The organism is Dehalococcoides sp. THU4, from assembly GCF_043231265.1.
GTDB classification, from domain to species: domain Bacteria; phylum Chloroflexota; class Dehalococcoidia; order Dehalococcoidales; family Dehalococcoidaceae; genus Dehalococcoides; species Dehalococcoides mccartyi.
Genome location: NZ_CP171266.1, coordinates 644,714 through 665,500, shown reverse-complemented (window position 1 = coordinate 665,500; position 20,787 = coordinate 644,714). Strand labels below are relative to the sequence as shown.

The 20,787-nt window shown below is 50.4% G+C and carries 17 protein-coding genes; 9 read left to right on the top strand and 8 right to left on the bottom strand.

Translation table 11 applies throughout. The annotated features are described in order from the left end of the window. Positions 1–3: 3 nt before the first annotated feature. The gene (locus tag ACE6F3_RS03525) at positions 4–1,311 is read right to left on the bottom strand and encodes an NAD(P)/FAD-dependent oxidoreductase (protein ID WP_010935998.1); all 1,308 of its coding nucleotides are present in this window, start codon (positions 1,309–1,311) and stop codon (positions 4–6) included. Between the two features lie 179 nt (positions 1,312–1,490). On the opposite strand from ACE6F3_RS03525, the gene leuS reads away from it, so the two are divergent. The 3 genes from leuS to ACE6F3_RS03510 all read left to right on the top strand — a co-directional run bounded on the left by leuS (position 1,491) and on the right by ACE6F3_RS03510 (position 5,322). Further along, positions 1,491–3,932 (top strand): leucine--tRNA ligase, encoded by a 2,442-nt coding sequence (leuS, locus tag ACE6F3_RS03520; RefSeq protein WP_324664012.1) that lies wholly within the window; start codon positions 1,491–1,493, stop codon positions 3,930–3,932. Position 3,933: 1 nt separating this feature from the next. Further along, on the top strand, positions 3,934–4,737 hold the full coding sequence (gene proC / locus ACE6F3_RS03515) for a pyrroline-5-carboxylate reductase (RefSeq protein ID WP_324664014.1): 804 nt from the start codon (positions 3,934–3,936) through the stop codon (positions 4,735–4,737). Positions 4,738–4,833: 96 nt separating this feature from the next. Next, positions 4,834–5,322, top strand: a complete 489-nt coding sequence (locus tag ACE6F3_RS03510) for a CvpA family protein (RefSeq protein ID WP_010935995.1) — start codon at positions 4,834–4,836, stop codon at positions 5,320–5,322. 108 nt (positions 5,323–5,430) lie between these two features. On the opposite strand, the gene ACE6F3_RS03505 is transcribed toward ACE6F3_RS03510, so the two are convergent. The 3 genes from ACE6F3_RS03505 to rsmD form a co-directional block, all read right to left on the bottom strand. Next, entirely contained in the window at positions 5,431–5,685 is a 255-nt protein-coding gene (locus ACE6F3_RS03505) for a YfhL family 4Fe-4S dicluster ferredoxin (RefSeq protein WP_010935994.1), read from the bottom strand. A gap of 88 nt (positions 5,686–5,773) precedes the next feature. Beyond that, entirely contained in the window at positions 5,774–6,253 is a 480-nt protein-coding gene (gene coaD / locus ACE6F3_RS03500; protein WP_324664017.1) for a pantetheine-phosphate adenylyltransferase, read from the bottom strand. Next, complete coding sequence (gene rsmD / locus ACE6F3_RS03495; RefSeq protein WP_058292311.1) at positions 6,225–6,803, bottom strand: 16S rRNA (guanine(966)-N(2))-methyltransferase RsmD; 579 nt, start codon at positions 6,801–6,803, stop codon at positions 6,225–6,227. The genes coaD and rsmD overlap by 29 nt, the downstream gene beginning before the upstream one ends. A gap of 368 nt (positions 6,804–7,171) precedes the next feature. Between rsmD and fdnG the strand changes: the two genes are divergently transcribed. The 3 genes from fdnG to ACE6F3_RS03480 all read left to right on the top strand — a co-directional run bounded on the left by fdnG (position 7,172) and on the right by ACE6F3_RS03480 (position 12,301). Beyond that, positions 7,172–10,153: a formate dehydrogenase-N subunit alpha gene (gene fdnG / locus ACE6F3_RS03490; RefSeq protein ID WP_324664021.1), complete on the top strand. Its 2,982-nt coding sequence runs from the start codon at positions 7,172–7,174 to the stop codon at positions 10,151–10,153. A gap of 87 nt (positions 10,154–10,240) precedes the next feature. Next, positions 10,241–11,452: an NrfD/PsrC family molybdoenzyme membrane anchor subunit gene (gene nrfD / locus ACE6F3_RS03485; protein WP_058292314.1), complete on the top strand. Its 1,212-nt coding sequence runs from the start codon at positions 10,241–10,243 to the stop codon at positions 11,450–11,452. Then, positions 11,453–12,301, top strand: coding sequence for a formate dehydrogenase accessory protein FdhE (locus ACE6F3_RS03480; RefSeq protein ID WP_041341029.1), 849 nt, complete (start codon positions 11,453–11,455; stop codon positions 12,299–12,301). A 160-nt stretch (positions 12,302–12,461) separates the two neighbouring features. On the opposite strand, the gene ACE6F3_RS03475 is transcribed toward ACE6F3_RS03480, so the two are convergent. The 4 genes from ACE6F3_RS03475 to ACE6F3_RS03460 all read right to left on the bottom strand — a co-directional run bounded on the left by ACE6F3_RS03475 (position 12,462) and on the right by ACE6F3_RS03460 (position 17,438). Continuing rightward, a complete protein-coding gene (locus ACE6F3_RS03475) occupies positions 12,462–13,427 on the bottom strand; it encodes a TerC family protein (RefSeq protein ID WP_041341027.1) in 966 nt (321 codons plus the stop codon). Between the two features lie 168 nt (positions 13,428–13,595). Beyond that, positions 13,596–15,281 (bottom strand): DEAD/DEAH box helicase, encoded by a 1,686-nt coding sequence (locus ACE6F3_RS03470; RefSeq protein WP_324664024.1) that lies wholly within the window; start codon positions 15,279–15,281, stop codon positions 13,596–13,598. Between the two features lie 452 nt (positions 15,282–15,733). Next, positions 15,734–16,021 (bottom strand): hypothetical protein, encoded by a 288-nt coding sequence (locus ACE6F3_RS03465; protein ID WP_041341023.1) that lies wholly within the window; start codon positions 16,019–16,021, stop codon positions 15,734–15,736. A gap of 49 nt (positions 16,022–16,070) precedes the next feature. Continuing rightward, positions 16,071–17,438 (bottom strand): reductive dehalogenase, encoded by a 1,368-nt coding sequence (locus ACE6F3_RS03460; RefSeq protein WP_010935983.1) that lies wholly within the window; start codon positions 17,436–17,438, stop codon positions 16,071–16,073. A 271-nt stretch (positions 17,439–17,709) separates the two neighbouring features. On the opposite strand from ACE6F3_RS03460, the gene ACE6F3_RS03455 reads away from it, so the two are divergent. The 3 genes from ACE6F3_RS03455 to ACE6F3_RS03445 are packed head-to-tail and all read left to right on the top strand — an operon-like array spanning position 17,710 to position 20,711. Then, positions 17,710–18,270 (top strand): hypothetical protein, encoded by a 561-nt coding sequence (locus ACE6F3_RS03455; protein WP_324664028.1) that lies wholly within the window; start codon positions 17,710–17,712, stop codon positions 18,268–18,270. Further along, positions 18,260–20,050: a HAMP domain-containing sensor histidine kinase gene (locus ACE6F3_RS03450; RefSeq protein WP_324664030.1), complete on the top strand. Its 1,791-nt coding sequence runs from the start codon at positions 18,260–18,262 to the stop codon at positions 20,048–20,050. The genes ACE6F3_RS03455 and ACE6F3_RS03450 overlap by 11 nt, the downstream gene beginning before the upstream one ends. Further along, positions 20,031–20,711 carry a response regulator transcription factor gene (locus ACE6F3_RS03445; protein WP_041341016.1) on the top strand — a complete coding sequence of 227 codons (681 nt, stop codon included), beginning with the start codon at positions 20,031–20,033 and terminating at the stop codon, positions 20,709–20,711. The genes ACE6F3_RS03450 and ACE6F3_RS03445 overlap by 20 nt, the downstream gene beginning before the upstream one ends. Positions 20,712–20,787 lie beyond the last annotated feature (76 nt).

The following is a 20,787-nucleotide window of genomic DNA, read 5'->3' as shown; positions in this document are numbered from 1 at the left end:
CCGCTAAGCTCCCGCCGCTGATTCACCTGCCAGATAGCCGGTGGAAAAAGCCGCCTGAAGGTTATAACCGCCGGTATCCGCATCTATATCCATAACCTCCCCGCAGAAATAAAGCCCTTTTACCAGTTTAGACTCCATAGTCCGCGGGTTTATCTCCTTCAGGTCTACCCCGCCGGCAGTCACCACCGCCGCACTTAAAGGCAGAGTGGAAGTAATATTGAACCGCAGGCATTTCAGGTTTGCCAAGATAACTTCGCGTTCAGCCGCCGTTATCTGGCCGCCGCATTTGAACGGGTCTATGCCGGTCAGGTCTACAAACGGCCTTATCATCTTCTGGGGCAAAAGCTCTGAGAGCAGGTTTTGAAAACTGCGTTTGCCGAAAGTGTCAAAGTCCCGCTGTAGGCGAAGACGCAGTTTATCCAGCGAAAGTGCCGGTTTTAAATCTATGGCCACACTCACCGCCCCTTGCTCCAGTGCCTCGGCAACCGGCAGACCCATCAGCATGGTCAAAGGCCCGCCCAGCCCGAAGTGGGTAATCATCAGCTCACCCATGCGGCTTTCAATCACCGCTTTGGGCGGTTTTTTGCCCGCAATACCCCGCCCCCAGTCCTGCAAGGTCAAATCCGCAGGTATTTTATCCGCTTCACAGCGGTAGGCCGTCAGGCGGATATTTTTCAGGGCCACCCCCTGCATGCTCTTTGCCAAATCTATCTCTTTCACCACCAGAGGCACCAGAGCCGGACGTAGTTTCACAATAGTATGCCCCAGCGCTTCCGCCAAACGGAAACCGTCTCCCGAAGAGCCGGTACCGGGATAGGACGCACCCCCAGTGGCAATCACCGCCGCATCCGCCCTGAAGGTCTCCTTTTCGGTTTTGACCCCCACTACCCGCCCCTCGCTTACCAGTATCTGGCTGACCTTCTGCCCGCTTACCAAAGCCGCGCCGGAGGCATATTCAGTTAAGGCCGCCACCACGTCATGAGCTTTGTCTGAAACAGGGAAAAGCCGCCCGCCCCGTTCGGTTTTGGTTTCCACCCCGTAACGTGCCAGCAAATCCACCAGCTCCTGCCGGAAAAAACGGCTGAAAGCGCTGTATAAAAACCGCCCGTTAGGGCCGAAAGCGGTGATAAATTCGGCAATATCCCGGCTGTTGGAAATATTGCACCTGCCCTGCCCCGAAATAAGCATTTTCTTACCCGGCTGTTCGGTCTTTTCCAGCAGGATTACTTTACCGCCGCACTCAGCCGCCCGTCCTGCCGCCATAAGCCCGCCAGCCCCCGCACCTATTACCACAATCTCTTTAACTGTCATTAAAAAACCACCGGCCACTTACGGCCAGCCTTTCTATTTATATATAGCACATTTTCAGGTCTGCTTCATTTTACCCAATTCCTGCCCAATATAGAAATAGCCCCGAAAAGCCGCCCCAAACTTGAAAGCACCGGCAGTACGGGGTAATATAATCTGATATCTCAGATAGGAAAACAGAAATGGCCGAAAAATATAATCCGCAGGAAACAGAAAAAAAGTGGCAGGATAAATGGGCGGCAGACCGCCTTTACCACGCCGGTGAAGACAGCCCCAAACCCAAATGGTACTCCCTTACCATGTTCCCTTATACTTCTGGCAACCTTCATATAGGCCACTGGTATGCCGAAGTCCCGGCGGACTGTTTTGCCAGATACAAACGCTTAAACGGCTTTAACGTAATGCGCCCGGTGGGTTTTGACTCTTTCGGTCTGCCGGCTGAAAACGCCGCCATCAAGCACCATATCCACCCCCGTATCTGGACGCTTAATAACGTGGAAAATATGCGCCGCCAGCTTAAAACTATCGGCGCTATGTTTGACTGGGACAGAGAGGTTATAACCTGCCTGCCCGAATACTACAAGTGGACTCAGTGGTTCTTCTTAAAGCTGTATGAAGCCGGGCTGGCTTACCGCGCCAAAGCCCCGGTAAACTGGTGCCCCAGCTGTCAGGCGGTGCTGGCCAACGAACAGGTGGTAGACGGCACCTGCTGGAGATGTGAAACCCCCACCACCCGCCGTGACCTTGAACAGTGGTTTTTCCGCATTACCAACTATGCTGATGAACTCAAAGACCATGACGGCCTGGACTGGCCGGAAAAAATAACCGCCATGCAGAGAAACTGGGTAGGCAAAAGCTACGGGGCGGAAGTATCCTTTGCCCTGGACTGCCCGGCTGTGCCAGAACATGAGATAAAGGTCTTTACCACCCGCCCTGATACTATTTACGGGGTGACCTTTATGGTGCTGGCACCCGAACACCCTCTGGTTGAAAAGATTACCACCCCCGAAAACAAAGCGGCGGTGGATGAATATATAAAGAAATCCCGCGCCTGCACTGAGATTGAGCGCCTTTCCACCGAAAGGGAAAAGGACGGCGTTTTTACCGGTGCATACGTGACCAACCGGGTAAACGGCCATAAAGTACCTGTCTGGATTGGTGATTATGTTCTCCAGAGTTACGGCACTGGGGCGGTTATGGGCGTGCCCGCCCATGACGAGCGTGATTTTGTCTTTGCCCAAAAATACCACTTGCCGGTTATAACTGTAATTGCCCCGCCGGATTATGACGGCCAGCCCCTTGAAGCCGCCTATATAAATGAAGGGGTTATGCAAAATTCCGGCCCGTTTAACGGCCTGCCCAATACCGAAGGCAAAGAAAAGGTATGTGACTATCTGGCGGAACACGGCTGGGGCAAAAAAACCGTAAACTACAAACTGCGTGACTGGCTTATTTCCCGCCAGCGTTACTGGGGCGCCCCCATACCCATGGTCTACTGTGAAAAGTGCAGCATTGTACCCGTACCCGAAAAAGACCTGCCGGTACTTCTGCCGGAAGACGTAGAATTCCGCAGCGGGGGCGAATCCCCCCTGAAATATAATGAAGGCTTTGTAAATACCACCTGCCCGGTCTGCGGGGGTAAGGCTAAACGCGAAACAGATACCATGGATACCTTCATGTGTTCTTCGTGGTATTTCCTGCGTTATACCAGCCCCGGTTATGACAAAGGGCCGTTTGACCCGGAAAAACTGCGGTACTGGATGCCGGTAGACCTTTATACCGGCGGTGCCGAACACGCCGTTATGCACCTTTTTTATTCCCGTTTCTTCACCAAAGCCCTGCGGGATATGGGCATAATAGACTTCGGCGAACCCTTTAAAAAGCTTTTTAATCAGGGCATTATCGTCAGCAACCACCAGAAAATGAGCAAATCAAAGGGCAATGTAGTTACCCCGGATAATCTGGTGGCAGAGGTAGGCACAGACGCCGTCAGGGCTTACCTGATGTTTGTGGGCCCGTGGGATCAGGGCGGCGAATGGAATGATTCCGGCCTTTCGGGCATGAGCCGCTGGCTGAACCGGGTCTGGAACTTGTTTACAGAAGAATACACCCCCCAAACCGCCTCGGCTGAAGCGGAACGCGAACTTAAGCGCACCCTCCACCAGACTATCAAAAAGATAACTATGGATATTGAACGGCTGCGTTTCAATACGGTAGTGGCCGCCCTGATGGAGCTTTCAAACAGCCTGGCCAAGTTTAAAGAGGCTGCCGCCGTCTCGGCAGAAAGCTGGCAAAACAGCCTTAAAACTTTTGCCCTTATGCTTGCCCCGGTTGCCCCCCATATTGCCGAGGAACTCTGGGCAAATCTGGGCATGGAATATTCCATTCACAACCAGAGCTGGCCTAAGTGGGACGAAGAACTGGCCAAAGACGAAGTAATTACCCTGATTATCCAGGTAAACGGCAAACTCCGCGAAAGGCTGGAAATGCCGGCCGGTATCTCGGAGGACGAAGCTAAGGAAACTGCCTTAAACAGCGCCAGAGTCAAACCCCACCTTCAGGGCAAAACCCCGTCATCTGTCATATATGTACCCGGCAAATTAGTAAATATTGTGGTGAAATAATATGAAAATAGCATTTATCGGTGGGGGGAATATGGGTGAGGCCATTTTGGGCGCCCTTATCAAGCAAAAAATCTGCCCGCCTAAGGATATTACCGTAAGTGAGATTAAAGCCGAACGCCGCGTTTTCCTTGAAAATACCTATGGCATAAAGACCACCCCTTCAAACCCGGAGGCTATAAAAAACGCCGAAGTAGTCCTGCTGGCTATAAAACCCCAGAACCTGGCTGAACTGAGCGCCGGACTTAAGGGCAAACTGGCAGAGACACAGCTGGTGATATCCATTATTGCCGGGGCAACTCTAAGTAAACTGTCCGGCGGGCTTGGACACAAAGCCGTAGTAAGGGTTATGCCCAACACCCCGGCTATGATAGGCATGGGCATGAGCGTCTGGACTGCCCTGCCGGCGGTAAGCCCCGCCCAGAAAGAACAAACCCAAAGCATACTTTCCGCCATGGGCAAAGAAATATATACCGGCAAAGAAACCATGCTGGATGCGGCTACCGCCATCTCAGGTTCAGGCCCGGCTTATTTCTTCCTGTTTATGGAAAGTCTGGAAAAAGCGGCTCAGGAAATGGGCTTTACCCCTGAGGAAGCAACGGTACTGGTATCCCAGACAGCCGCCGGTTCGGCTGTTTATGCGGAAAAATCCGGCCTGCCGCTTGCCCAGCTCCGCAAAAATGTAACCTCGCCCGGCGGCACTACCGCCGAAGCTATAAAGGTATTTGAGCAAGCCGGACTGGAAACAACCGTAATTAAGGCTGCCAAAGCGGCTTTTGACCGTTCGGTAGAGCTGGGAAAGGGCTAATCTCCCTTTAGCCCAAGACCTGCTTAAATACGGCTGACAAATCCAGACCAATCCGGCTATTGCGTTTACCCATGCAGATATGCTTTAATCAAAGCTATGAACTGGCTAGATATAGTTTTACTGATAGTACTGGGCATTCAGACCGTAAGCGGCTTTTTTACCGGACTGATACGCAACTTTCTGCATCTGGTGGGGCTGATTATCGGCATTATACTGGCAGGGCGTTTTTACCCCACAGTGGCCGAATGGCTCAGTTTTATATCCAGCCCGGAGTGGGCCAATATAGTGGCTTTCCTGCTGGTACTCATGGTCATCTGGGCAGCCACCACTATCATTGCCAAGCTGCTTGATGCCATAATAAAGCCGACTTTCCTTAACTGGATAAATCGGCTGGGGGGCGCAATATTCGGTTTGCTGGTTTCCGGCATTTTTACTGCCGCCCTGCTGGCCATCTGGGTCAAGTTCTTTGGCTCCGCTTCGGTCATTACTGACTCTGCCATTGCCCAGATACTTCTTGACAAGTTCCCGCTGATTTTGTCGCTTTTACCTGATGAATTCGGTGTTATCCGGGACTTCTTCAACTAAAGCCAATCCAAAACCAGCACACTAAACCGCCGTAACCCAGATGGCCCTAGGGCATTTACTGTTTTATTTAAAACAATCTATCCAGATCGCCTTAAAATTTCCGGTTTGTTACTTGGGGCTTTCGCCGGGGTGCAGCTTCTGCCATTTGGCCAGCAACTCTTCGTGAGATTCATTGCAGCATTTCACACATGAGTCTACCGGGCAGATTTCAACGCACTGAGGGGTTTCAAAAGCACCCACACACTCAGAGCACCTTTCAGGGTCAATAATGTAAATAGTCTCGCCCTCCGAAATAGCTTTATTGGGGCATTCCGGTTCGCAAGCTCCGCAACTGATACAGTCATCTGTTATCTTGAACGACATAAATTCCTTCTACCTCCAAAATCTGTCTTAAGCAAAACTTCTTCTGGCGATACACCCTCCTGTAAAATAATTAATTGATTATACCACACTAGGCAGACGCCAACTTGTTTTTTAAAGCATCTGCCACATGTTCCGAGATTAACCCGTTTGAATCCCCCCCCAGCATTACCACTTCTTTGATAAGCGAAGCACTGAGATACTGGTACTGAGGCTCTGAGAAAAGACAGCAAAGCTCAATCCCCTCGTCCAGACGGCGGTTCATGACGTACATTTCCATTTCACGCTCAAAATCAGCCCCTACCCTGAGACCGCGGATTATAAGTGAAACACCCATCCTGCGGGCAAAATTAACCATAAGCCCGCTGAAAGAATGCACCTCTACATTAGGAAGGTCTTTGACGGATTGTTTAATAAGGTCTACCCTTTCGGCAGCCGTAAAAAGACCCGGTTTGGCAGGATTATCAAAGACAGCAATAATCAGCCGGTCACAAAAGCCAGAAGCGCGTCTGGCGACGCTGAGATGGCCTAGGGTTACCGGGTCAAACCGGCCCGGGTAAATGGCTATCAAAACTGCTGTCCTTTCTATATATAGCAATCAGGCTATCCCCGTGACGATGTTCTTTTAACATCGTAAGCCGCCCGTAACGCTCCGCCAGGGTCAGATGGGCGGAATGGGTAACCGCCATAACTGTGTTTTCGCCTATAAGGCTGGAATTCCCCAGCTTTTCCAGTACCTCGCCAATCTGCTGGTTACGGTACGGAGGGTCTGCCAGTATTACGTCATATTGCTTGCCTAGCAAGGACATAGCCTTGGGTACATCCAAACAATAAACGTGAGCCTGGCCTGCACAGCCAATGGTTTCCAAATTTTGTTTTATTATATCACAACAGGCGCGTTCATGTTCAACAAAATCTACATGACCGGCCCCGCGGGAAAGGGCTTCCAAACCTAAAGAGCCGCTGCCGGAATAAATATCCAGCACCTCACTCCAGTCTTCGGCTATTGCCTCCAGCATGGACATCATGGCTCCCCTGACCAGTTCGGTAGCCGGGCGGGTGGCTTTACGCTGGGGTACAATTATGTTTTTGCCTTTGGCATCTCCGGCAATAATTCTCATACCTTAAAAAATAGCGGAATGCAGACTCCAAATCAAGTTTAAACATAGCCGAAACCAGTTTTACCCGAATACCCGGCTGCAAAAATACGTTTCAGAATCTCAAAGCCAGGCAGGCGGGAACTATGCCTGTTGTCCGGGAAGAGCCTAAGATATTTTGGAATATTTTACGGCATTTTCAGTTTAAAGACCGCCTGGTTTACCGGGTTTTCCCAGCCAAAGAATATTTTTGAAAAGATTTATTCCTGATTAAACCCCAGCACTAGTACTTTGGATATAATTTATTCGTGATTTTAACTTGCGTTTAAACAACTACTTGGTATATCATATTAACAAATTGTGTCTCCAGAGCCTTTAGTAAGGAGGTAGTGATGAGGTCTCAGTTTAGTAGGCGAGATTTCCTCAAGATCAGCGGAGGGACCGCGGGTCTCTTTGCCACAGCTGGTCTTTTCCGTGGACCCATCAAGGGTGTTGAGCCCACGATGGTTGACACGCGCCCCCGGTGGGTAAAAGAAACCACCACCATCTGTCCCTTTGACGCCAGCGGTTGCGGATTTATCTGCTATACCGATTCGGCCGGCAACCTCACCAATATGGAAGGTGATCCTGATAATCCAGTAAATCGGGGGAGTGCCTGTTCCAAGGGTGCTTCACTGATTCAGCTTCACAATAACAAACACCGTCTAGAAAAGGTGCTTTACCGTGCCGCCGGTGCAAGTGATTGGGAAGAGAAAAGCTGGGATTGGGCCCTTGGTGAAATTGCCAACAAGGTAAAAGCCAGCCGTGACAGCGGGTTTGTAGCTACAAATGCTGCCGGCAAGACTGTCAACCGCACCGAGGCTATTGCCTCACTGGGCGGGGCTACACTGGACAACGAAGAATGTTATCTGCTGTCCAAGATGCTTCGCGCCCTGGGTATTGTCTACCTGGACAGCCAGGCCAGACTGAGTACCGCTTCCAGCCTGGAAGCCCTGGCGGCTTCATTCGGGCATCATGCCATGAACAACAGCTGGACGGATATCAGCAACGCCAATGTCATTTTGGACATGGGCGGTAACCCGGCTGAAAACTACCCTGCCTGTTTCTCCCATCTGGGTGAAGCCATGGGCAAAGGGGCAGAGCTTATCAGCGTTGACTGCCGCCTGACCCGGACTGCGGCCAAGGCCGGCACATTCGTTGCCGCCCGCTCCGGTTCGGAGATTGCCTTTACCGGCGGTCTTATCAAGTATGTCATTGCTGACATTGAAGCCCACCCCGCAAATTACAACCTGACTTATATTACCGAGTACACCACTGCCGGCATGGTAGTAAATTCCAACTTCAAGGGCCCGGCTGATTTGGACGGTATGTTTACCGGTTACAACTCCGCCAGCCATTCTTACGACCAGTCAAACTGGAGTTTTGCCAAAGCCAGCAACGGCGACCCGATAATAGACAAAACCCTGACCAACCCCAACTGTGTCTTCCAGCTTTTGAAGAAGCAATATGCCCGTTACACCCCGGAAATGGTAGCCGCAACCTGTGGCTGCTCTCAGGCTGATTTTGCAAAGATCTGTGCCTCTTTTGCCGCAACCGGCAAAGCTGACAAGGCCGGCGCTATTATCTACGCCATGAGCTCCACCCAGCACACTTCCGGCGCTCAGACAGTCCGGGCTTATGCCATACTTCAGATGCTGCTGGGCAATATCGGCGTATCCGGCGGCGGTTTATTCGCCTTGGGCGGCGAATCTAACGTACAGGGTGCAGCCGACAATGGTGTTGCCTGGAACAAACTGCCCGGTTATTTATCTGCCCCCACCGAAGATGACACCAATTTTGCTGCTTTTGCCGCTAAATCCAGCGAGCAGAACGCAGCCAGCCTTTTGAAGGCCTGGTACGGCTCTAATGCCTCCAGCTCAAATGGCTTTGGTTTCAGCTTCCTGCCCAAGACAGATACAAATACCGATTACTCTTATGTAAATGCTATCAAGCAGATGGCTGCCGGCATTATCAAAGGTGCTTTCGCCTGGGGTGCAAACCCGGTGGTTGAAAGTGCCGCTGCCGGTCAAGCCACTCAAGCCCTGGCTAAACTGGACTGGCTGGTAGTGACAGATATGTTTGAATCTGAAACTGCCGCTTTCTGGAAGAAAGAAGGCATCAGTTCCCAGACCGAAGTCTTCCTGCTGCCCGCCGCCTGTTCTTATGAAAAGGAAGGCAGCGTAACCAATGCCGACCGCTGGGTACAGTGGCGGAACCAGGCCGTAAGTGCTCCGGGTGAAGCCAAATCCGAGCTGGAGGTTATCAGCTCCCTGCTTAGCCGCATCCAGTCCCTTTATCAGGGCGAAAGCGCTCTTAATGCAGAAGCTATCACCAAGCTCAGCTGGACTTACAGCACCAACCCCTCTGCGGCTGACGTAGCCAAAGAGATGAACGGCTATAAAGTATCTTCCCTGCAGCAGCTTGAAAGCCCTGAAGAGCTGAGGACGGACGGAACGGTTGCCTGCGGCAACAATCTTTATGTCGGCAGCTTTACAGATGCCGGCAACCAGATGGCGCGCCGCGAACAGACCGGTGTCTTCCATGCCGGTTGGGCCTGGAGCTGGCCGGTGAATATCCGTATCCTGAACAACCGGGCTTCAGTTGACCTGAGCGGCCAGCCCTTCAATGCGGCTAAACCCGTTGTCAGCTGGAACGGTATGGGTTGGAGCGGTGACATTGTTGACGGCAATAACCCCCCGGTTAATCAGAGCGGCGGACTGCCCTTCAAAGGCACAAGCGGCAATCAAGGACAACTCTTTGCCGCTATGGCTGACGGCCCCATGCCCGAACATTACGAACCCTGGGAAAGCCCGGTGGACAATGCTCTGTCCGGCACCCAGAATAATCCGGCCGCTATGGTCTTTGAGGGCGACACTAATGGCAGTGCCGGTGAATATCCGGTTATCTGCACTACTGTACGCACCGTTGAGCATAGTCTGGGCGGAGAACTAACCCGCAATATGCCTTTCCTGGTAGAACTTGCCCCGGCCGCTTATGTGGAAATATCCGAACAGCTGGCCAGCGAAAAGGGTATCAAAGCCGGTGATATTGTCAAACTGACCTCGGCCAGAGGCAGTGTGTCAGTGGCTGCGGCCGTTACCAAGCGGCTTAAACCATTCAGTATTGGCGGCAAGACTGTTCATCAGGTAGCTATACCCTATCACTGGGGCTTTATGGGGATTGCACAGGGTGACAGTGCCAACACACTTGCCCCGAACACCGCAGACTCCAACTCCTCCACTCCTGAGTTCAAGGCGTTCCTGGTCAAGGTGGAAAAAGAAGCCGACGGTACCGTACCGACCATTACCGGACGCTACAAGGTACTTGAGGACTAAGCCATGAAGTATCTAAATGCTAAATTAAACGGCGAACTCGCATATACGGAAGGGAATTCTCCTTCCAGGAAGGGAGGGCTTTAGAGCATGTTCAGTGCCATCAAGGGCTGGGTAAACAAGCTCGAACAGACCGGCAACCCCAACGTGCCTTTATTCGGCAAATGGGGACTCCTCCAGATTATCCTTGCTCTGGGCGCCTTAACCGTAGCCGGATTAAAACTGGCTTACGGTCTGGGTCCCATTACCAACCTTTCAGATAACTGGCCCTGGGGTCTTTGGGTTGCCTTTGACGTAGGCGCATATATCGCCTCGGCGGCTGGTGGTTTTACCATGGCTGCCATTGTATACATATTCGGTTTTGAGAAATTCCGCCCCCTGGTACGGCCGGCTATTCTCATTGGTGCATTGTGTTACACCATCGGCGCTATCGGCATCATGATTGACCTTGCCCGCTCCATACGGATTGTTCATCCTATCTGGATGTGGAACCATGAGTCCATCATGTTTGAAGTAGGCTGGTGCGTTATGATGTACCTGACCGTACTCTACCTTGAATTCTCCAACAATATTTTTGAACGTATTGGCTGGAAGAAGCTGGGTAACCTGCAGCACGCCTTTATTATCCCGCTGGTTATCTTCGGCATTATGCTCTCCTTCCTCCACCAGTCTTCACTGGGTGCCCTGTTCCTGATTAACCCGGCTCAGCAGCCCCTCTGGCACGGCCCGCTGATGGGTCACCTCTTCCTGGTATCCGCCATGGCTCTGGGTCTGGCAGTACTCACTTACTTCTCCATTATCCTGTCCCGCTCATGGAAGATGACCCTGCGTATGGATATACTTTCCAAACTGGGGCTGGTTATCGCCTGGATTCTGCTGGTTTATCTGGCAGCCCGCGGCGTTGACTACGCTATCACCGGAAACCTGGCCGCCGGCCTTAACGGTGACTGGTATACCGTACTCTGGGTAGCTGAAGTAGGTATCGGCATGTTACTGCCCATGATACTGCTCTTTATAAAGAAGGTCCGCACTTCGCGCACCGGCCTTCTCTGGTCAACCGGTTTGATAATTATGGGTGTGGTCTTAAACCGCATAAACACCCTGGTTATCTCTCAGGCTCCCAACCGCGAAGGCAGCTACTTCCCGCACATACTGGAATTTGTCTTCACCTTCGGCCTTATTGCCGGGGCGATGTATGTATTCCGTCTGTGTGCCAAATACCTGCCGCTTTATTCTGACCACATGAAGGGGCTTACCCCCGAACAGGTCAAGAAAGCACCTGAGGTTATACCGGCAAGCTAAATGAATACTAATCGGCTGGAGCGTATCAATTCGGAAATTGAAAGATACAGGGCCGCTCAGCCGGAACTGGAAACCATACTTGCCCTGTACCAGAAGGTTTTTGCAATTCAGGAGTCGGCTTCCTCGCAAGAGGAGCCGGCTCCCCTTATTTCAGAGGAAGATGCCATAGCCAAACTGGCATCCGGGGAATATATACTGAAAGGTATTCCGCTTAGCCCCCCGGCCGAACTTTTTCACCAGACAGGCCTTAAACTGGGACGCACCTTTACCCAAACCGCCGGAGAGAAATTCCCCGCTCCAGCCCTGCTTAAGCTGATAGAAAGCCATCCTGAAGGATTATCCGGCTTTATTTCCGCCCTGCTGGCAGACAATCTGGACTATCTGGCTGAGTTTACCCAAAAAACCAGCTTCAATCCTGAAACCCTGCTGTTTTTTGTGACCAATCTGGTTTCGCCATTCCTGGTTGCCCAGGCTAAATATTACCAGCCGCAGGTAGACCTGCTGGGCTGGGATAAAAATACCTGCCCCATTTGCGGTTCCAGCCCCCGCTACTCACGGCTGGACAAAGACACCGGTGCCCGCCGCCTTTTCTGCTCACTCTGCCATACCCAGTGGAATTACCGGCGGATAAAATGCGCCTACTGCACTAATGCCAACACTGAAAAACTCCGCCACTTTTACTCTGCGGTATTCCCCTACCAGCGGGCAGATGTCTGCGAAAAGTGCAAATCATACATCAAGACCACTGACGAACGGCGGCTGGGACGTGAATGCCTGCCTGAAGTGGAAGACGCTGTTTCCATTCATCTGGATAACATCGCCCAGAACGAGGGCTACCAGCCAGGCTAGAACCCCTTTTAAGCCCTGTTTCCTGCCCTGACCATATAATTTCACCTGAATCCCCCAAAGCGCATAGCTATGCCATTTTAGTCAGGCAAAATTCACGGGGAAAGCACACCAGGCCAGATAATACCGGGAAAAAGGAAGGGGGCTTTCGCCCCCCTGTTGTTTACTTATCACCCTCATCTACCGGACACTCCGGGTGAGGTACTTCAACCGGCTTTATTTCCTTAGGCGGCTTAAGAAGTGACGCCGCAACCGATACCGCCAGTATAACCGCCACCACACTTAAGGAAAGCGCCACCGGCAGGTGGACAAATTCACTGATAAGCATCTTGATACCCAGAAAAGACAAGATAGCAGCCAAACCATAATGCAGATAATGCAGCTTTTGGATAATCCCCGAAAGAGCCATATACATAGCCCTAAGGCCCATCACCGCAAAGATATTGGACGTAAAGACAATAAACGGGTCTAAAGTAATAGCCATAACCGCCGGTATGGAATCTATGGCAAAAACCAAATCCATAGCCTCTATGGTAACCAGCACCAGAATCAGGGGGGTAGCCAGTTTTCTGCCGTTTTCTTTTATAAAGAAATGGTCTCCGTGCAGTTTGTTGGTCATGGGCAAAATACGGCAGACAAAATTCACCAGCGGGTTTTTATCAGGGTGTATTTCCTGATTTTGGTCTTTGACCATGCGGATACCGGTATAGATAAGGAAAGCCCCGAATATATACAGTACCCAGCTGAGGTTTTCTATAAGGGTAATGCCGGCCGCTATAAAAACCGCCCGCATAATAATAGCCCCCAGAATACCCCAGAACAAAACCTTGTGCTGATACTCCCGCTTAATACAAAAGTACGAGAATATCATGATAAACACAAACAGGTTATCTACCGAAAGGGACAGCTCAATAATATACCCGCTCAGGTAATTAAGCCCGACTTCACTGCCCATACTGAAATATATAAGCCCGCCGAATATCAGGGCCAGCAAAATCCAGACGCCGCTCCAGATAAGGGCTTCTTTGGTTTTTACTTCATGGGCACGGCGGTGAAAGACGCCCAGGTCCAGTGCCAGCATACACAGCACCATTACGGCAAATATTATCCACAAAACAGTCAGCGACAAGGCTATGCTCCTTTAAACCAGATACAGTTTATCCCAAAGCAAAATACCAAAATAAACAGCTTTTGTTTATGCACCGTATTAATCAGGCTAATATAACACCCGCCATAGAGTCCGTCAAATAACCTTTTGAAAACTAAGGGGAGTGATTTTGGCACTCCCCTTTTATTCCTAATAAGTTGGGTTATTCTCTGAAACAGGCGGTTTTGAGCGCCTGAAGAAGGGCGGTTTTCCCACTTTATTCCCCGGCCGGGCCGGGCGGTTTGCAAAAGAAGCTTTGCCGTTAAAGCGGGCCGGACGGCGGCTTGAAAACTGCTCCTGGTTTTCAGAAACGGACCGGGTATTTTCAGCCGAAGTCACTCCGGTTTCCCTGCCAAATGAAGGGTAGGCTTTAGCCGCAGCTTGAGCGTCATCCTCTTTCCTGAAAGCAGGACGGGCATTAAACCTGGCTGCAGGCTTAGCCGCCGTTATAGGGGCATCCTCAAACGAAGGGCGTCCCCCAAAGCGGGGGGCAGAGTACCCTTCCCGGCGGAAACGGGGGGCGGAATCAGCCGGACGTCCGGAACGGACAGCCTGACTAAACGGCCTGACATTGCCTGCGGGCATTTCAGCCGTAAGACTATTTGGTGAAGTTTCAGCTGCAGGCATTTCAGAGCGGTTATAACCCTCAGCCGAATAACCCCGGCGGGGAGCAAAACCCCGGCGCTGCGAATGGTTCTGCCCGTCATTACGGGTGGTGGCATAATCAAACCCGTCAACCCGGAGGCGCTGGATTGGGCTGTTTATAAGTTTTTGAATATCCCTTACCATATCACCATCACGCCCGGTCACCAGGCTGAGGGCCTGCCCGGTGCGGTCAAAACGCCCGGTCCGTCCGATACGGTGAGTATAATCTTCAGGGGTATCCGGCATATCATAATTTATCACGTGGGAAATATGGTCAATATCCAGACCCCTGGCGGCAATATCGGTAGCCACCAGAATTTTAAAATTCCCCCGGCGGAAGCCTTCCATAACGGCATGGCGGCGGTTTTGAGAAAGATTGCCCTGAAGCGAAGCAGTAGTAAAACCGGCTCTGGATATTTCATCAGCCAGGTTTTCCGCCCCGTACTTGGTGCGGGCAAATATCAAAACAGACTTGGTCTCCGTTGTTTTCAGAATTTCAATCAGCAAAGGGGTTTTCTGGTGGTTTTTCACCGGATAAACACTGTGGCTGACACTGCTTGCCGGAGCCTGAGTACCAATCTGGATAGTTACCGGATTAGTCTGGGTTTCCAGGGTAAGCTTGCGGACTTCCGGCGGCATGGTGGCTGAAAATAAAAGGGTCTGATGCGGCTGAACCAGGCATTTCAAAATACTCTGGATATCCGGCTGGAAACCCATATCAAACATGCGGTCAGCCTCGTCTATAATCAGGGTCTCCACCCCGCAAATATCAATAGTTCCCCGCCAGATATGGTCTAAAAGCCTGCCGGGGCAAGCCACTACCACATCTACCCCGCTCCGTAAGCGGCGGATTTGCTGGTCCATATTAACCCCGCCGTAGATAGAGCACTCCCGGATGCGGGCGCGCTGACCCAGTGAGCGGAAACTCTCAGCAATCTGGCAAGCCAGCTCTCTGGTAGGCGCCAGCACCAAAGTACGTACCCGCCCCCTGGGGGTAGAAAGCATTTTCTGGATAACGGGTAAAGCATAAGCCGCGGTTTTGCCAGTACCTGTTTGGGCCAGACCAATAACATCATGCCCCTCTAAAATAGGGGGGATAGCCTGGGCCTGAATGGGGGTGGGCTCTTTATAACCGCAAGCCCTGACCCCGGCCATAACAGCCGGAGCAAAATTGAAAGATTCGAAAGGCATACAACTCCTGTTGAGTGCTTGGCACTCATATTTTTCTTCTGCCGGCAGTCAGACAACCGCTAATTTCTCACTGTTGTCCAGATAGGAAATCTTATATCCCATCATTATCCTGCCCTGTTCTAAAAAGGATGCAGAAGATAGGAGTGCAAGTAATTACCTTGGGGGTAGATGAGCCGGTCCTTCAATGAGGACGGTTGAAAAGCTACCCAGCCCTGGGATTTTTCCCTGCCCGGGCCAGGCCATGTGAAACCGGGGCCAAACCCGAATTACTATATTTTCTTATCTGTGTTGCCCTGCTTGTGCAGTTAACTAAGGATATAACAATCTGGTTTTTATGTCAAATTTACCCCAACTAACACTCAAATAGGATTAGCCTTTACCTGCCAAATACAAAAAGAAAGGCAGAAGGCCATACAGCCCCCTGCCTTTCTTCTTAGTACTAACTAAGTGGTTTAAATGCCTGATTTGCGGTTACGCCGCCAGATAAGCTGCCAGGTTATACCCAGCACCAGCAAAGCCAGCAAGCCGAATATCAGACCGGAACTGCGGGCGGCACTGGCCACCGATTCTTCGTTAAATGTATTAACAAAGACGATACCGCTGCCAGCCAGCAAAACAAACAAAGCCATCATCAGGTAATCTACCCAGATAAGTTTTATATTATGTTCCTTGGCGGCATGCCACAGCCAGCTGCCAAATATACCGACAAGCAAGCCGAACAAAAAGATAATTGCTGTCATATCTCCAACTCCTTTTTAAAATACCTTGATATTCAGAGAGACCCCGTGTCTATCTCCAGGGAGCCCATTCACCGGTTGCATGCCCTTCGGGATAGCGGTTATAGAAGAAGTCATCCAGCTTAACCAGGAACGGGGCAAAGGCCGGGTTCTGGCCTACCATACGCCCTATTTCGTGAATCAGGGTGTCAGGTTTAGACCAGGGGCAGACGCTCTGGCATTTGGAACAGCCATAAGCCAACCTTTGGGACAAACATTTTTTGCCATCCTGGAACCAGCGGATAGATTTGACTACCGTATCCACTTCGCTGGGTTCGTCATCCATGGAAATAGCACTGGCAGGACAATTGTCAGCACACTTCTTGCAGACCTTGCAGAATTCCTGAAGGCCAAAATCTATGGGCTTATCCGGAACCAGCGGCAAGTTGGTAAAGACTTCCATGATTCTCATCTGGGCGCCCCAGGGTGAAATCACCAGGCCGCTCCTGCCCAGTTCACCCAGGCCGGCTTTGACCGCAAAGGGGGTATCCATGATATCAGTATCGCTAAAGATATTGGCCTTAGCATCATGTCCCAGTGAGCGGATTATGGATTCCAGATAATGGGGAGCAAAGTCCGATTGGGAACAGGCTATTTTAGCACTGGCCTCAACCAGAGGTCCGGTCATGGCACTTAGAGTATCGGTATCACATTTGTCAGCCATGACAATGCAGTATTTGTAGGGATACGGCCAGGGTATTTCACGGCCTTCATCTACATAATTTGCATGTCCGGTGGTATAAGTACCCTTGGTTCTGCCAACGCTGTAGAAGAAAGGTTTCATATCTTCAGTTACTTCGCAGATACCCACCTGCTCACAGCCAAACCAGCGGCAGATTTTCTTTATGCGGGCTGTCATTTCTTCGGGAGAAAGCTCAACCTTAGTGGCGGCTATAGGTGCCTGCTGATACCGGCCCGGCTCAAGGGTAATATGCCACCTGTCCATAGCAATCTGGAAAGCATTACTCCAGGTATAATCAGCCGCTTCCAAAGGGGTAATTTCAGCTGCGTGTTTCTTTTTTTCCTGAACAGCCGCAAACAGCACCGGTCCCCAGTCTCCGGGTTCACCTGACCAGTCACCGGTTGAGCCGCGCCTGACTATCTGGGAAAAACCATGTTCGCGGGCATCAAGTCTTTGAGTAGGGGCAATAACCCTGGTAGTACCTATATAGCCGTCCTTGTTTTCAATCCTTTTGTAAAAACTTTCCGGCAGGTCCCGGGTAAGGGAGGCACTTCCCATTTCATCCATAGCTTTGATACTCGGATTAACCAGTTCCTCAGCGGATACAGTTGAAGCTGTTGCCATGATAGTGGCAACGGTGGCAGCAGATGCAATACCCGCACCTTTTACAAAATCACGGCGGTTTATTTTTCCATCCATGTCCTGACCCTTTTGTTTACCTTTCTATGTAAGATTTAATTGCAGAATAGGCCCCAGGCAGATTGCGCGCGTCGCCCTTGTCCTAAAGTGGTGTTAAATGCATGGTATTACATCACGTATCTAACACTCAATAACTAGTGGATACTAATCAGTAATACCCTGTATCAGTTCTGTTACACCCTACCTAAACGTGCGGGGGTGCATTGTATTACCAGATTAATAGATATAAAATGGAAATATGGCATATCAGAATTTACTGTCAGAAAGCAGTATGATTACCAGAACCCAATCCGCTGAACTTGAAAAAGCCATTCACGCTGTTCTCCCTTCGGAAACTGCGAAGCTGATTGATCTGGCTGAACAGATGTTTGACGACTACAAACAGGGCTTGATTCAGCATAACGAGGCCAGGAATCTTATCGGCATAATCCAAAATAAAGCCGACAACGCTCAGATAATAGACCGTGATTGCGCTCCTGTAGCCATATTCAGCCCTGCATCCTATATCCCGCCGGGTATTACCCTGCTGAAAGCCTATCTTAAACTGAACGGATTCAGGCCGCTGGTACTGGAGCTTGACGAACAAAGCATACGGCAGATGGCCGGGCAGATTTATCCAAAGGCTGTTGTCAGCCTGACCCTGTTTCACCATATTGATAAACTGGCGAAACTGCAATCCTGTTTCAAAGACGCCGGGCTGAGTGTCATAGCGGGGGGCGTACCCTTTATCTACCAGCACCAGAACAAAGACAGGCTCTCTTTTTGTTATTTCCCGGAATCACTCCGGGAGCTTATCTGCAAACTTAGCGAGGATTTACCAAATGAAGACTGAAAATAACAAGGTTGGAATAGTCACCTGCGTGAGCATGAGTAACTTCGTGAAAAACTGGGCTCAGCACAGGAATCTGGACGTGCGTATTTACCCCATAACCAATTCCTGCTTTTACAGTGTAAAAATAGAGATGCTCTCTTATTATATTGAAAGGGCAATTCTGGAAAACGGCTACTGCATTTTAAACTATGGTATGTGCAACGAATCTATCAGCCAGCTTAAAGACCATTATGCCGGCAGGTTATCCGTAGTAGAGCTGGACAATTGTTACGAAGCAGCCATAGGCACAGCTATCTACCAGGAACGGATAGAACAGGGGCATATCTTCCGCAATCCTACCACTATGACCTGCTGGCAGAATATGCCCACCCTGGAGGTTATGCAACCGGTTGAAACGGGTCTCTACCCTGCCCCCATAACCTTTATTCTGGAAAATGGCGAAGAAGAAAAAGCCACCAGTTATGTAAACAAACTTAAAAGTGTCACCGCTCTTGACTACTCGGTGGAGGTACTTAACCCCCAGCCCCACTTTTTAGAAGATAAACTTGACCAGGCTTATGCCAAGATACAGCTTGCCAGTTATGAAGAAGACGAAACCCGCCGGCTGATTTTCCCGTTCTCTTTCCACAATTCAGATGAATATCTGTACATTCTGGATAAACATGACAATCTGGTGTTCAGCCCGTATGTTGCCCCCACCACCCCCAACCAGATATGCGAAAAGCTATTGGAATTTATCCTGGGACATCAGACTGACAGCAGTTTTAAGGTAATAGACTTTGACTGCCTGCTGAAACAACGGGGGCTGTATCTGGACAAATGCAAACGCTTTGCCAACCGCTCTTCTTTGACTACTGAGTACGAGATTATTCAGGACGGCCAATCCACCTGGATAAAAGAGATACTCTGGGTATCTTATGATGATAGCTGCTCTATATCCAGCATTTGCGGGCGGATGGAAGATATTACCAAGGTAAAGACCTCCGAAAAATCTATAGCCGAAAGCTATACCAAAGAATGCCTGCTCAGACAGGCTTTACAGGACGAAACCAAGAAACGGCAAGCCCACCTTAAGGCACTGGTGCATGAAATCAGAACCCCCCTGACCCCGCTGCTGGCCGCCAGTGACGCTCTGGTAAATGTATCTGAAAAAGGCACCGAACTGTATAATCTGGCCAGCAGTATCCGCGAAGGGGCAGAGACTTTAAACAACCGTATCCACGATTTGATTGAACTTGAACGCGGCAAAATAGGCATGCTGAAACTGAAAATGGCACAGTATTCCGTTGAGGATATCCTGGACGAACTGCAAATGCGTTATACGCCCATCTTTCAAAAACAGCATAAACACCTTACCTTTTGTGATGAAACACCTGAGGCTTATATATATTGTGACAAGGAACGTCTGCTGCAGATACTGACCAACCTGATAGACAACGCCTTAAAGTATACCAAGGCAGAGGACAGCGTTTCAGTTGCCGCCCGGGTAGAAAAAGGATTTTTACGTTTCAGGGTAACTGACAGCGGTGCGGGCGTATCCGCCTGCATGATTCCCGACCTTTTTACCGAATACGGCAAACTCAGCGGCGGGAATAACCTCAGCGGTCTGGGACTAGGGCTGCCCATTGCCAAACTCTATGTTGAAGCCCATGGCGGCCAGATTACTTATAACCCAGCAGAACCTAAAGGCAGCGAATTTGCTTTTACCATACCTCTTAAAACCATATCCGAAAACGAACTTTCTGACCTCAGGATAGTAAATGAACATTCTAATAGTTGAAGATAATGACGCGGCTGCCTCAACCATAAGCTCTATCTTAAGACTATCTTACCATGACGCCAAAATTACTGTTTGCCGTACCGGTTATGAGGCGGTAGAAAGCGTAAACTCCGACAAGGCTGACCTGGTTCTGCTGGACCTGGGGCTGCCAGATATGAACGGCCTGAAGGTTCTGGACGAAATACGCCCGATTACCGGTGCCCCTATTATTGTGGTCACCGCCTGTGAAGACGAGGAAAATGTTTTAAAAGCTCTGGAACAAGGAGCAGACGAATATATTACCAAACCATTCCGCCATCTTGAATTTCTGGCCAGAGTGAAAAAAGCCTTATCTAAAAATATCAGCCAAAATACGGCCATAATAAAATCCGGGGATATTACCATTGACTGTGCCAAGCATGAGCTTTCGTTCCGGAATGACCGGGTATTCCTGACCAGAGTAGAAACCATGATTATGAGCCTGCTGCTGCAAAGGAACGGGCAGATAGTGGACTACCGGGATATATCTGATGCCCTCTGGGGGCACGCCTACCCCGGTTCAGATGAAAGCATACGGGTTTACGTATCCCGGCTGCGCCTGAAGATAGAAAAAAACCTGAAGGCCGGGTGCATAATCAAAAACGAGGCCGGCATAGGATACCGGCTGTCTCTGGCCGAATAAACCCCCGCCTGTTTTAGCCACCCCGGATACAAGCTTTAAACTCGCTTCTTAGCCGGTTCTCTAAGTACCCTAAACC